At 64.9% G+C, this 12,119-nt stretch carries 12 protein-coding genes and 1 tRNA gene; 8 read left to right on the forward strand and 5 right to left on the reverse strand.

Annotated elements, in window-relative coordinates; translation table 11 throughout:
- Positions 1-163 precede the first annotated feature (163 nt).
- Positions 164-1,108: a ribosome biogenesis GTPase YlqF gene (gene ylqF / locus JHC36_RS03665; RefSeq protein ID WP_287915999.1), complete on the forward strand. Its 945-nt coding sequence runs from the start codon at positions 164-166 to the stop codon at positions 1,106-1,108.
- 158 nt (positions 1,109-1,266) lie between these two features.
- Here the strand turns inward: ylqF and JHC36_RS03670 are convergent, their stop codons facing one another.
- On the reverse strand, positions 1,267-1,740 hold the full coding sequence (locus JHC36_RS03670) for an SRPBCC family protein (RefSeq protein WP_287916002.1): 474 nt from the start codon (positions 1,738-1,740) through the stop codon (positions 1,267-1,269).
- Positions 1,741-2,201: 461 nt separating this feature from the next.
- Between JHC36_RS03670 and JHC36_RS03675 the strand changes: the two genes are divergently transcribed.
- Positions 2,202-2,278, forward strand: a tRNA-Arg gene (locus JHC36_RS03675).
- Between the two features lie 60 nt (positions 2,279-2,338).
- The gene (greB, locus tag JHC36_RS03680) at positions 2,339-2,914 is read left to right on the forward strand and encodes a transcription elongation factor GreB (RefSeq protein WP_287916005.1); all 576 of its coding nucleotides are present in this window, start codon (positions 2,339-2,341) and stop codon (positions 2,912-2,914) included.
- A gap of 18 nt (positions 2,915-2,932) precedes the next feature.
- On the opposite strand, the gene JHC36_RS03685 is transcribed toward greB, so the two are convergent.
- From JHC36_RS03685 to JHC36_RS03700, 4 genes are all read right to left on the reverse strand, one after another.
- Positions 2,933-5,197 (reverse strand): RelA/SpoT family protein, encoded by a 2,265-nt coding sequence (locus JHC36_RS03685; RefSeq protein WP_124223480.1) that lies wholly within the window; start codon positions 5,195-5,197, stop codon positions 2,933-2,935.
- Positions 5,198-5,404: 207 nt separating this feature from the next.
- On the reverse strand, positions 5,405-5,608 hold the full coding sequence (gene rpoZ / locus JHC36_RS03690; protein ID WP_124223483.1) for a DNA-directed RNA polymerase subunit omega: 204 nt from the start codon (positions 5,606-5,608) through the stop codon (positions 5,405-5,407).
- 15 nt (positions 5,609-5,623) lie between these two features.
- The gene (gmk, locus tag JHC36_RS03695) at positions 5,624-6,289 is read right to left on the reverse strand and encodes a guanylate kinase (RefSeq protein ID WP_124223485.1); all 666 of its coding nucleotides are present in this window, start codon (positions 6,287-6,289) and stop codon (positions 5,624-5,626) included.
- Positions 6,290-6,291: 2 nt separating this feature from the next.
- On the reverse strand, positions 6,292-7,209 hold the full coding sequence (locus JHC36_RS03700) for a YicC/YloC family endoribonuclease (RefSeq protein ID WP_287916011.1): 918 nt from the start codon (positions 7,207-7,209) through the stop codon (positions 6,292-6,294).
- A gap of 99 nt (positions 7,210-7,308) precedes the next feature.
- Between JHC36_RS03700 and JHC36_RS03705 the strand changes: the two genes are divergently transcribed.
- The 5 genes from JHC36_RS03705 to hemW all read left to right on the forward strand — a co-directional run bounded on the left by JHC36_RS03705 (position 7,309) and on the right by hemW (position 11,927).
- Complete coding sequence (locus JHC36_RS03705) at positions 7,309-8,316, forward strand: serine/threonine protein kinase (protein ID WP_287916013.1); 1,008 nt, start codon at positions 7,309-7,311, stop codon at positions 8,314-8,316.
- Positions 8,313-9,221 carry a PP2C family protein-serine/threonine phosphatase gene (locus tag JHC36_RS03710; protein WP_287916015.1) on the forward strand — a complete coding sequence of 303 codons (909 nt, stop codon included), beginning with the start codon at positions 8,313-8,315 and terminating at the stop codon, positions 9,219-9,221. The genes JHC36_RS03705 and JHC36_RS03710 overlap by 4 nt, the downstream gene beginning before the upstream one ends.
- A gap of 61 nt (positions 9,222-9,282) precedes the next feature.
- A complete protein-coding gene (rph, locus tag JHC36_RS03715; RefSeq protein WP_124223494.1) occupies positions 9,283-10,020 on the forward strand; it encodes a ribonuclease PH in 738 nt (245 codons plus the stop codon).
- Positions 10,021-10,053: 33 nt separating this feature from the next.
- On the forward strand, positions 10,054-10,653 hold the full coding sequence (rdgB, locus tag JHC36_RS03720; protein ID WP_287916018.1) for an RdgB/HAM1 family non-canonical purine NTP pyrophosphatase: 600 nt from the start codon (positions 10,054-10,056) through the stop codon (positions 10,651-10,653).
- Positions 10,644-11,927, forward strand: coding sequence for a radical SAM family heme chaperone HemW (hemW, locus tag JHC36_RS03725; RefSeq protein WP_287916021.1), 1,284 nt, complete (start codon positions 10,644-10,646; stop codon positions 11,925-11,927). The genes rdgB and hemW overlap by 10 nt, the downstream gene beginning before the upstream one ends.
- Positions 11,928-12,119 lie beyond the last annotated feature (192 nt).

Consider the following 12,119-nt stretch of genomic DNA (forward strand, 5'->3'; position numbering starts at 1 on the left):
GCCCGCTTTGACGTCCCAAAACACGCCAGAGGGCGTTGCAAATGCGCGCCGTAGCCCGAGCTACGGCTGTGCTTTGCGCCTACTCGGGCGCGTTTTGGGGCGCCCCTTCGGGCACGCCCAATTCCCTCTCAGCCTCTGAGCCCCTAGCGAAACAGGACAGACGATGACGGTTCAGTGGTATCCCGGGCACATGCACCGGACAAGCAAGGCGATTGCCGAGCGCATGGCCGAAATCGACGTCGTGATCGAACTGCTCGACGCGCGCCTGCCCGGGTCGAGCGCCAATCCTCTGCTGGCGCGGTTGCGCGGAGATCGCCCCGTGCTGATGGTCCTCAACAAACAAGATCTCGCCGACCCGGCCCGAACCGCGCTTTGGCTGGACTGGTATCGCGCGCGGACGGCAACCGGGGCGCTGGCGCTGGATGCCGCAGAGCGCGCCGCCGCCCGGCTGCTGATCGACGCATGCCGCGCGTTGGCGCCTGGTCGGCATGGGCTGGCCAAACCCCTGCGCGTGCTGATCTGCGGCATCCCCAACGTCGGGAAATCCACCCTGGTCAATGCGCTGTGCGGACGACGGATGGCCAAGACGGGCGATGAGGCCGGAATCACGCGCATGGAGCAGCGGATTCTGCTGGCCGATGACTTCTACCTTTTCGATACGCCTGGCATGTTGTGGCCCAAGATCGAGATCGAACGCAGCGGTTACTTTCTGGCGGCCAGCGGTGCGATCGGGCGCAACGCCTATGACGATGTGGAGGTCGCGCTCGAATTGCTCGATGTTTTGCGCGCGGACTACCCCGAACGGCTCGCGCAGCGCTTCGGACTGGCCGCTCCCGTGGAGGTGTCGGCAACCCCAGCGGACCAGTTGCTCACCGAAATCGGCCGACGCCGCGGTGCTTTGCAGTCGGGTGGACGCGTCGATGAACAAAAGGCGGCCGAGCGGGTGCTGGCCGACTTTCGTTCGGGAGCCTTGGGCCGCGTCACGCTGGAAACCCCGGAGCGTTTTGTCCAGTGGCAAGCCGAGGCAGATCGCGCCAGGCAAGAGCGCGAGGCGCAGCGTGTCGAGCGCCGTCAGCAGCGTCACCCGCGTCAGGCGAGCAGCCGCTGATCGGGCGGGCGAGTCGGCCGGTCTGGCTGCCAAAAAATTAGGCAGGATAAGGCCCGCCCTTTGAAATCAAAGACTTGGGTATTCACTACAGAGCTTGCCCAAGCTTATCCACAAGATTGTTCACGTCCAGACGGGACAACCGCCTCGTCGACCATCGTCTATTCGACCTCGCCCCCGAAGCGCTCGATGAGGTTGGCGACATATTGATCGACCAGGTCTTCGAATTCCTTGCGAACGACCGGCTCGACCACCACGCGCATCAGGGCGGGTAGGGCCACCGAGACGTCGGCCTCGATGTTCAGGGTGACCTGGGTGGATGTTTTCTGGTCCTTGATCTTCCAACTGCCCCGAACTTCGGCATTGCCGATGCCCTTGACCGGCGTCCATTTCACCGTTCGCTTGGCCTTGTCGCTGACATACTTGCAGGCATACACGGTTTGCAGGTGGACCTGCTTCGTCCCCACCTTTTCCATTTCCCACTGATAGACCCCCTCTCCCAGATCGACGAGACGATGCACTTTGGGAAAGTGGCTGACCGACAAGGGGACGTTGGAGAGCACGGAGAACACCTCGTCGGCCTGGGCGTGCACTTGGAATTCGTACTGCAGTTCAATGTGGACGGTGACGGTCATTTCGAACTCCTGGGTGATGCCTCGGCCCAAGCTGCATGTCGAAACCAGTGCCCAGTCCCGACGGCGCTCAAGATGGCTTCGCGGCTCAAAGGGGACCTCAGAGACGGCGCATCTGCGCGGTTTGCGCATTGTGCCAAAGGCTGGTGTCGCAGCGCGTGGCAGTGCAATGGAAACAAGGGGCGGGCTCCCAAGCCAGGTTGTTGCCTCGCTGGTGGAGCCCGCCTTGTTCCCGGCGGATTCGCCTACGGGCGCGGCTCTGTTTGTCGATCTTTTTCGCCCGCAACATCCGCCGCTCGTCCCCCTTCGGGCCTCCCTGAAGGCTGATGGTGTGACGCTCAACGCCAAGGTTGCCCCATTCATCCAATTTGGTGTCGAGCACCCCTGGCAAGATTGACAGGCATGCGTCATGCCGATCGGGTGGCGGCGGGCGGGGCGAAATTTTGTTGTACAATGCGGGCTTCGCGGCTGTAGCTCAGCTGGATAGAGTACCTGGCTACGAACCAGGGGGTCGTGGGTTCGATTCCTGCCAGCCGCACCAAACAAAAAGCCCTGAAGCTGATCGGTTTCAGGGCTTTTTCCTTTGTGTTCGAGGTTTGCGATGAGCAAGGCATTTACCCGAGAGCCAGATGCCGAGGCCGACGATTCGGAGCAGCCCGAAGCGGCGGGCCTACCCGCAGGCACGCGAAACTACATCACGCCCGAAGGATATGCACGCTTGCGCGCCGAGCTGCTCGAACTGATCGACGTGGAGCGGCCTCGCGTCGTCGATGTCGTCCATTGGGCGGCCAGCAACGGTGACCGTTCGGAGAATGGCGACTACATCTATGGGAAGCGGCGCTTGCGCGAGATCGATCGCCGCATCCGTTTCCTGACCAAGCGCCTGGAGATCGCCGTCGTCACCGACCCGTCGGTTCACCATGGCCGCGACGAAGTGTTCTTTGGTGCGACGGTCACGTACGAAGACGATTTGGGCGAGCAGCGTACGGTGACCATCGTCGGAATCGACGAAGCGGATCACAGCCAGGGGCAGGTGAGTTGGATTTCGCCGGTCGCTCGAGCGCTTCTGAAGGCCCGCGTGGGCGACGTGGTCCGCTTGCAAACGCCCGCCGGCACGCGGATGCTCGAAATCCTCGAGGTGAGCTACCCGCAGGCGCGGACGACCTCGTCCTCTTGACGGACCGGGCCGCTGCCCTTACGCACCCGCCATTGCCCGCCGGACGTGCAGCACGTGCGGGGTGCGGCGCAGGCTGCGCATGAGGCTGTCGAGATGGGCTTCGTCCCGGACAGCCACGACGAAGCGCAGATCGGTCGTCTCCATGGCGCTTTCGTCTTCCATGTCGATGTGGGTGATGTCTCCTTCGGCTGCGGCGATGGCGCCGGCCACCTTGGCCAGCACGCCTTTGCCGTTGCGCACCGTGACGACGATTTCTGCATCGAACGCCCGTGTGGGCTCATCGGACCATTCGACGGTGATGAAGCGCTCGGCGTCCTTTTGCAACAGCTTGCGGGCGGCTGGACATTCCGCGCGGTGGACCATGAGGCCTTCCCCTCGGCCCAGATAGCCGACGATCGCATCCCCGGGTACCGGCCGGCAGCAGCGCGCAAAACGCACCGAGGCGTTTTCGCTGCCGTCCACCGTGACCGCTCCTTGCGACAGCGTTTCATGGGCGGTGAAGCGTTCGCGGCTCAACAGAATGGCATCGGGTTTTTCGCCGCTTTCGTCGAGCAGCGCCAACATCCGTTTGGCGACGATGCTGGCCACCCGTTTTCCGAGACCGATGTCGACCATGAGCTCGCTGCGACTGCGGCTGCCGGTAAAGCGCAGCAGTTTTTCCCACAACTCCTGGTGCGCCTCATCGTCTGCGGGGACGTGGTCGACGCCCTCGGCGCGTAGGGCCTGGGCCAGAAGCTGCTCGCCGAGGCGCTCCGACTCGGTCTGCGCCATCGTCTTGAGGTAGTGCCGGATTTTGGACCGGGCTCGGCCCGTGCGCACGAAGCTCAGCCACGCGGGGTTGGGCGTGGCGGTGGGGTTGGTGACGATTTCGACGACGTCGCCGTTTTTCAGTTCAGCCCGCAGCGGCGAATCAAGGCCATTGATGCGCGCACCGACCGCATGGTCGCCCACGTTGCTGTGAATCGCGTAGGCAAAGTCGACGGCGGTGGCACCGCGGGGCAGGGCCAGGATCTGGCTCTTGGGGGTGAAGACGTAGACCGCATCGGGGAAGAGGTCGACCTTGATGTGGTCCCAGAACTCGGCAGCGTCCCGGGTTTCGTCTTGAATGTCGAGCAGCGACTGCAGCCACTGCGTGCCGAGCCGGTTTCCGTTCAAGGCGCTGCTGTCGTTGTTCTTGTAAAGCCAGTGCGCGGCCACGCCCGACTCGGCCACCACATGCATCGCCTGGGTGCGCAATTGGAACTCCACGTTGATGCCCGATGGCCCGACCACCGTCGTGTGCAAAGACTGGTAGCCGTTGAGCTTCGGGATCGCGATGTAGTCTTTGAATTTGCCGGGGACTGGCTTGTAGAGCTGGTGCAAGGCGCCGAGGCCCGTATAGCAGTCGATGGTCGATGGCACGATCAAGCGAAAGCCATAAATGTCGGTGACCTGAGCGAAACTCAGATGCTTTTCCTCCATCTTCCGATAGATGGAATAAAGCGACTTTTCGCGACCGCTGATTCGCACGCTCAGTCCCAACTCGGAAAACGCCCGCTCCACTTCCGCTTGCACCTTGGCAATCAGGTCGCGCCGCCGGCTGCGGGCCCGCTGCACGGCCTTGGCCAGCACGGCATACCGCCATGGATGCAGATGGCGGAAAGCCAAGTCCTGCAACTCACGGTAGGTTTCGTTGAGGCCCAGTCGATGCGCGATTGGCGCATAGATTTCGAGCGTTTCGGAAGAAATGCGCGCCCACTTGGATCGCGGCATGTCGCCCAGCGTGCGCATGTTGTGCGTGCGGTCGGCGAGCTTGATGAGGATGACCCGCACATCCCGCGCCATGGCCAACAGCATCTTGCGGAAGGACTCGGCCTGACCCTCTTCGCGGGTGGTGAACTGCAACTTGTCGAGCTTGGTCAGTCCGTCGACGAGATCGGCCACCGAGGAGCCGAAGCGCTCGACCAAGTCCGCTTTGGTGACGGCGCAATCCTCCATGGCGTCATGCAGCAGCGCTGCCATGAGGGCGGGGGCGTCGAGCTTCCACAGCGCGCACTGGGCGGCGACGGCGATGGGATGCGTGATGTAGGGCTCACCACTGTGGCGCCATTGGCCGAGATGGGCTTCGTCGGCAAATCGGTAGGCCTGGCGCACCCGCTCGATGTCCGCAGGATCGAGATAGTCCAGGCGCTCGAGCAGGGCTGCAAAGCTCGCCGCCGCTGCGTTGGCGGCCGCCGGGGCCTTGCCAGGCCCCCTCGATTCGGTCGAGGGCGGCGTGGAAGAAGGGGGGACGACGGCGCTCATAAGGATGAGACTTTACTGCCAGAACGGCTAGCTATGAAAAAAGCACCCCTTGGGGTGCTTCGGGCAACGCTGAACAAATCCCCCGCGCGCCGCGCATCGCAGCTGCGGGCGTGCCATCACGGGAACTTGTTCAGCGTTGCCTTAGGCTGACGCTTCGGGGTTCTCGCCTGGCAGCATGGGGCGGCGAAGCGGCGGAAGTTCGAACGCTCAGATGGGTACTTTCTTGAGCATTTCGAGGCCGACTTTGCCCGCCGCGATCTCACGCAGGGCCGTTACGCCAGGCTTGTTGCGGCTTTCGACCTTGGGCGTATGGCCCTGGGCCAGCATGCGGGCGCGGTACGTTGCTGCGAGCACGAGCTGGAACCGGTTCGGGATTTTTTGAAGGCAATCTTCAACGGTGATGCGGGCCATGGTGGTCTCGGTGAATCAGGAAATGTTCAGAGCGGAGAAGATCTCCGGGCGCAAGCGTCGCTGGGCGACGTAGCGCAGGCGCTGCGCGTGAACGATGGCTTTGAGGTCGAACAAAGCGCGTTCAAATACTTCGTTGATTATAACGTAGTCAAATTCATGGGCATGGGCCATTTCTTCGGCGGCATTGCGCAGGCGCAGAGCGATCACTTCGGGTCGATCTTCGCCGCGGCGCAGCAGTCGCGCACGCAGCTCTTCCCAGCTTGGGGGCAGGATGAAAATGAGCACCGCGTTGGCGAACGCGCGGCGGATCTGCAAAGCCCCTTGCCAATCGATTTCCAAAATCACATCGGCGCCGCTGGCAATACGCTCTTCGATGGCACGGCGGGAGGTCCCGTAGCGATGGCCATGCACGTTTGCCCATTCGACGAACGCGCCTGCGGCAATCATGGCGTCGAATTCGGCGTCCGAAACGAAGAAATACTCCCGGCCATGGCGTTCCTGCCCCCGGGGCGCGCGGGTGGTGTGGGAGACCGACAACTGGACCTGAGCATCGAGTTCGAGCAGGGCCTTGACCAGACTGGACTTACCGGCGCCGCTCGGTGCGGCGACGACGAAGAGGTTGCCGGGGTAGTCGCTCGTCGCGGCTGAGGCGTCCAGCGCAGTCGAGGGGGCGCAGTCCATGTTCATTCGATGTTTTGTACCTGTTCGCGCATTTGTTCGATCAGCACTTTCATGTCGACCGCGATACGCGTGAGTTCCAAGGTGGAAGCCTTGGAGCCGAGTGTATTGGCTTCCCGGTGTAGTTCCTGGATCAAGAACTCGAGGCGTTTGCCCACCTCTCCGCCCTGAGCGAGCAGTCGCTCGATTTCCTCGATGTGCGACAGGAGGCGGCCCAGTTCCTCGGCCACGTCGATGCGAAGCGCAAACGCCGTGGCTTCGCTGAGCGCGCGTTCCTGGACCGCGGCGCTCGAAGGGTCGCCGCCGGCCAGGCCGCAGGCTTCATTCCAGCGGTCGATGAAGCGTTGCCGCTGTTGCTCGACCAGTTTGGGGATCAGGGGCTGGGCCTGCTGGGCGAGTGCGCGGATCGCGGCACAGCGCTCGCGCATCAGGCTGGCGAGGCGCTCGCCCTCTCGGGACCGCGCTTCGAGGAAGGCCGCGAGGGCGCGTTCGGCGAGCGGCAGCACGTCGGCCTGCCATTCGTCGCTGCCAGCCGGCGTGTTTGCCGCCAGCCGCAGCACGTCGGCAACGCTCAGCGGCTTGGCTTTGGGCAGCCAGGACAGCACTTTGTCCTGTGCCGCCCCCAGGCGCTGGAGCAGCCGGGGCGTGGGGTCGAACAGGGCTTCTTCGGCGGAGCGGTCCAGCCCCGCCCTCAGTTCGACCTTGCCGCGGCGGATGGATCGGGTCAGCAGCTCGCGCAAGGCAGGCTCGAACGCCCGGAGTTCATCGGACAGGCGGAAGCTCAGGTCGAGAAAGCGGCTGTTGACGGAGCGAATCTCCAGGCTCAGCCGGGGGCGCGCGGAGACAGAGGGGCCCTCGGCCGAGGGCGGATCTTCCCCGTTGTGCAGGACGCTCGCGTAGCCGGTCATGCTGTAAACTGACATTCGATTTTCCTGCTGTTGGCGTTGGGCTTGGCATGGGACGGGATCCCTCGCCAAGATGGGGTACTCATCGCATTGCACGAGGTCGAGCCGCCGCGAATTATGTCAAAGGTCAAACCTGCGCCCCTTCCTCCCGATACCGTCATTGGTGGCTACCGCATCGTTCGCCGCGTCTCCTCGGGCGGCTTTGGCGTGGTGTACCTCGCCGTGGACGCCGAGGGCCAGCATGTCGCCATCAAGGAGTACCTGCCGTCCTCGCTGGCCACGCGCGCGCCGGGCGAGTTGCTGCCGCAGGTCGCGCCCGAGAAGCTTTCGCTCTATCGCCTGGGCCTCAAGAGCTTCTTCGAAGAGGGGCGGTCGCTGGCACAGATTTCGCACCCTTCGGTCGTGAGCGTGCTCAATTTCTTCCGGGAGAACGAGACCGTCTACATGGTGATGAACTACCTGGAGGGTGCGACCCTACAGGACTACATCGTCACGGCGCGCGACCTCAAGAAACAGAAGGTGTTTCGGGAGTCGACCATCCGGTCCTTGTTCGACGAAATCCTGCGCGGGCTGCGCATCGTGCACCAGCACAAGATGCTGCACCTGGACATCAAGCCCGCGAACATCTTCATCACCGACGACAACCGCGCGGTGCTGATCGACTTTGGCGCGGCGCGCGAAGTGCTGTCGAAGGAAGGCAATTTCATCCGGCCGATGTACACGCCGGGCTTTGCCGCGCCCGAGATGTACCGGCGCGATTCGAGCATGGGGCCGTGGACGGACATTTACGCCATTGGCGCGTGCATCTACGCGTGCATGCAGGGCTATCCGCCCAATGACGCGCCGCAGCGGCAGGAGAAAGACCGGCTGCCGCTGTCGCTCGCCCGGCTGCGCGGGGTGTATTCCGACAACCTGATCGAAGTGGTCGACTGGTGCATGTCGCTCGACCCCTTGTCGCGGCCTCAGTCCGTGTTTGCGTTGCAAAAGGAACTTGCCCGCGAGAGCGAGCGACGCTACACCAGGCTCACGCTGGGCGAGAAGGTGCGGCTGCAGGTCGACAACCTGATGACCGACACCAAGAAGGGTCTGCGGGCGGCGACGGAATTCGGCAAGAAGATCAAATGATGTTCTCCGTCTTCCAGGTCAGCCGCAAGGGCGGGCGCGAGCGCAACGAAGACCGCATGGGCTATTGCTACACGCGCGACGCAGCCCTTTTTGCCCTGGCCGACGGCATGGGCGGCCACCCCGAGGGCGAGGTGGCGGCCCAACTGGCCTTGCAAACCGTCTCGTCCTTGTTCCAGCGCCAGGCACGGCCCACGGTCGACGATCCGCACGCCTTCCTCACGCACGCACTGATGGCCGCGCATCATCAGATTGTGCGTTATGCGGGCGACAAAGGCATGCTCGACACCCCGCGCACGACCCTGGTTGCGGCTTTGCTGCAAGACGGCCATGCGTTTTGGATCCACTGCGGCGATTCGCGGCTTTATGTCGTGCGCGACGGCCAGTTGCTGACCCGCACGCGCGACCATTCCTTCGCCGAGCACCCCGCAGCGTCCGAGTCGCTCGGTGGGCCGCCGACCGCCAACCGCAACATCCTGTTCACCTGCCTGGGCTCGCCCGTGCGCCCCATCTTCGACCACGGCGGGCCCTTACGCCTGCTGCAGGGCGACCGTCTGCTGTTGTGTTCCGATGGGCTGTGGGGAACTTTGCCCGAAGAGGTCATCGTGGCCGGCGTTGCGCAGGCACCGGTCGCAGAGGCCGTTCCCGATCTCGTCGAGCGCGCCCTGCGTGCCGGAGGTGCCCGTTGCGACAATGTCACGGCGATTGCGTTCGAGTGGGAGACGCCTGGCGCGGCCGAGTCGGCGTTCGGCGTGTCGACCGACAGCATTTCCGATGGCGTCTTCGCATCGACCATCCAGGCCGGCCCCGCCGATGCCTCGGCCGATGAACTCGATGACGCCGCCATCGAGCGCTCGATCGCCGAGATCAACGAAGCGATCCGCCGATCCGCGGCCCGCAGAGGTTGACGCTTCGGAGCGGGCCGACCCCGCGCGGGCTCGTCCCGATTCACCGACAGGAAGCTCTTTGATGACGACATTCATTCGTTCTGGCGGCCGTGCTGCCGATGCCTTACGCCCGGTGCGCATCACCCGCGGCTACACCATCCACGCCGAGGGCTCGGTGCTGATCGAGTTCGGCCACACCCGGGTGCTGTGCACCGCCTCCGTGCTCGACAAAGTGCCGCCGCACCAGAAGGGCAGCGGCGAAGGCTGGGTCACGGCCGAGTACGGCATGCTGCCGCGCGCCACGCACACCCGCGGCGACCGCGAGGCCGCGCGCGGCAAGCAAAGCGGGCGCACGCAGGAGATCCAGCGGCTCATCGGCCGCTCGCTGCGCGCGGTGTTCGACCTCAAGCGCCTTGGCGAGCGCACGCTGCATCTGGACTGCGACGTGATTCAGGCCGACGGCGGCACGCGCACCGCGGCCATCACCGGCGCCTTCATCGCCGCGCAGGACGCGGTCAACCGGCTGCTGGCCGAAGGCAAACTGACCGAGAGCCCCATCACCGACCCGGTTGCCGCGATTTCCGTCGGCATCGTCGAGGGAACCCCCTTGCTCGACCTCGAATACACCGAAGACGTCGCCTGCGACACCGACATGAACGTCGTCATGACCGGTGCCGGGCATTTCGTCGAAGTTCAGGGCACCGCCGAGGGGGTGCCGTTCACGCGCGTCGAGATGAACCGCTTGCTCGATCTGGCCGAGAAGGGCATCCGGGAGTTGCTCGAACTGCAGCGTATGAGCTTCAAAAACGAGAGCAACTAAAGGCCATTTCATGCTGGGGAGAAGGGGAAAACCTTGAAAATCGTGCTCGCATCGAACAATTCGGGCAAGCTGGCGGAACTGCAGGCCATGTTGGGCGATCTGCCGGTGCAACTGATCCGCCAAGGGGAACTCGGCATCCCCGAGGCGCCCGAGCCTTACCGCACCTTCCTCGAGAACGCCCTGGCCAAGGCGCGCCACGCCGCCGCCGCCAGCGGCCTGCCCGCGCTGGCCGATGATGCCGGCCTGTGCGTCGATGCGTTTGGCGGGCTGCCCGGTGTGGACACCGCCTACTACGCCACCCAGTTCGGCTACGAAAAGGGTGATGCGAACAACGTGCGTGCCCTGCTCGAGCAAATGCAGGGTCAGGCGAACCGGCGCGCGGCCATGGTCAGCACCCTGGTCGGCGTGCGTTCGCCCGACGACCCCGAGCCGCTGGTGGCGGTCGGCCGTGTGGTCGGCGAGATCGCGCGCGAGCCACGGGGCCACAACGGCTTTGGCTTTGACCCCGTGATGTACATCCCCGAGTTCGGCCGTACCTTCGCCGAGTTGCCGGTCGAAGTGAAAAACGCCCACAGCCACCGCGGCAAGGCCGCACGCGCCATGGCCGCCATGATCCGCGAGCGTTGGCTGTGACCGAACCCCTGTCCGACGTCGCCGCCCACTACTTGCGGCCGGGCACGCTGCAACTGCGCGAGCAGCCGCCGTTGTCGCTCTATGTGCATCTGCCTTGGTGTTTGAAAAAATGCCCGTACTGCGACTTCAACTCGCATGCCGTGCGCGCCGCCCCGCTCGCGGAGCACACCCTGGTTCGCGCCGCACCGCAGGGCCGCCTGCCCAGCGCGCCCGAAGTCAACGCGGCAGCGGCCGTGCCTGAAGCCCGCTATGTCGAGGCCCTGGTGGCCGACCTCGATGCCAGCCTGCCGCTGGTCTGGGGCCGGCCCATCGTCAGCGTGTTCATCGGTGGCGGCACGCCGAGCCTGTTCAGCCCTGAGGCCATCGAGCGGCTGCTCAGCGCCATTCGCGCCCGCCTGCCGCTGATCCCGGACTGCGAGGTCACGCTCGAGGCCAACCCCGGCACCTTCGAGCGCGACCGCTTCGCCGCCTACCGCGCCGCCGGGGTCACGCGGCTCTCGATCGGTGTCCAGAGCTTCAACGACGCGGCCTTGCAGGCGCTCGGTCGCGTGCACGACCGCGCGCAAGCCATCGCCGCGGTCGAAGAGGCCGCCCGCGCCTTCGACACCTTCAACCTCGATCTGATGTACGCCCTGCCGCAGCAAACGCTCGCGGCGCTCGACGAAGATCTGGCCACGGCTCTTGCCTTCGCGCCGCCGCACCTGTCGGTCTACCACCTCACCATCGAGCCCAACACCTACTTTGCCAAGCACCCGCCCGCGCTGCCCGAAGACGACCTGGCTTACGCCATGCTCGACCGCATCACCGAGCGCACCGCGGCGGCCGGGCTCGAGCGCTATGAAGTCTCCGCCTACGCGCGGCGCGGCCACCGCTGCGTGCACAACCAGAACTACTGGCAATTCGGCGACTACCTCGGCATCGGTGCGGGCGCGCACGGCAAACTCAGCTTTCCGCACCGCATCGTGCGCCAGGTGCGCTGGCGCGAGCCCGAACGCTACCTGGAGCGCGCGCTGGCCGGCGCACCCATCGCCCAGGCCGAGGAAGTCGCCCGCGCCGACCTGCCCTTCGAATTCATGCTCAACGCGCTGCGCCTGCGCGAGGGCTTCGACCTCGCCCGCTACACCGCGCGCACCGGCCTGCCGCTGTCGACCCTCGAGCCGAAACTCGCCGAAGCCGAGCGCCGCGGCTGGATCGAACGCGACCTGCAAGGCCTGCGCCCCACCGAGCGCGGCTTCGACTTCCTGAGCGACTTGCAGGCGCTGTTTCTGCCTTGAGCGGGCTGCGCGCATGTTGGCGCAGTCGGCCCAGTGTTCCAAGCAGCGGCCCTCAGATCGGCCCACCCACGCCCTTGAACTTCTCCACGAACGCGGCGATTTTCTGGAACACGCGCTGCTTGGTGCTGAGGTATTGCGGATTGAGCGGACCCATCTTGGGCAGGATGGCATGGAGATCGGTGCCGCTGTCGC

This window comes from Tibeticola sp. (genome assembly GCF_022759015.1).
GTDB classification, from domain to species: domain Bacteria; phylum Pseudomonadota; class Gammaproteobacteria; order Burkholderiales; family Burkholderiaceae_C; genus Tibeticola; species Tibeticola sediminis.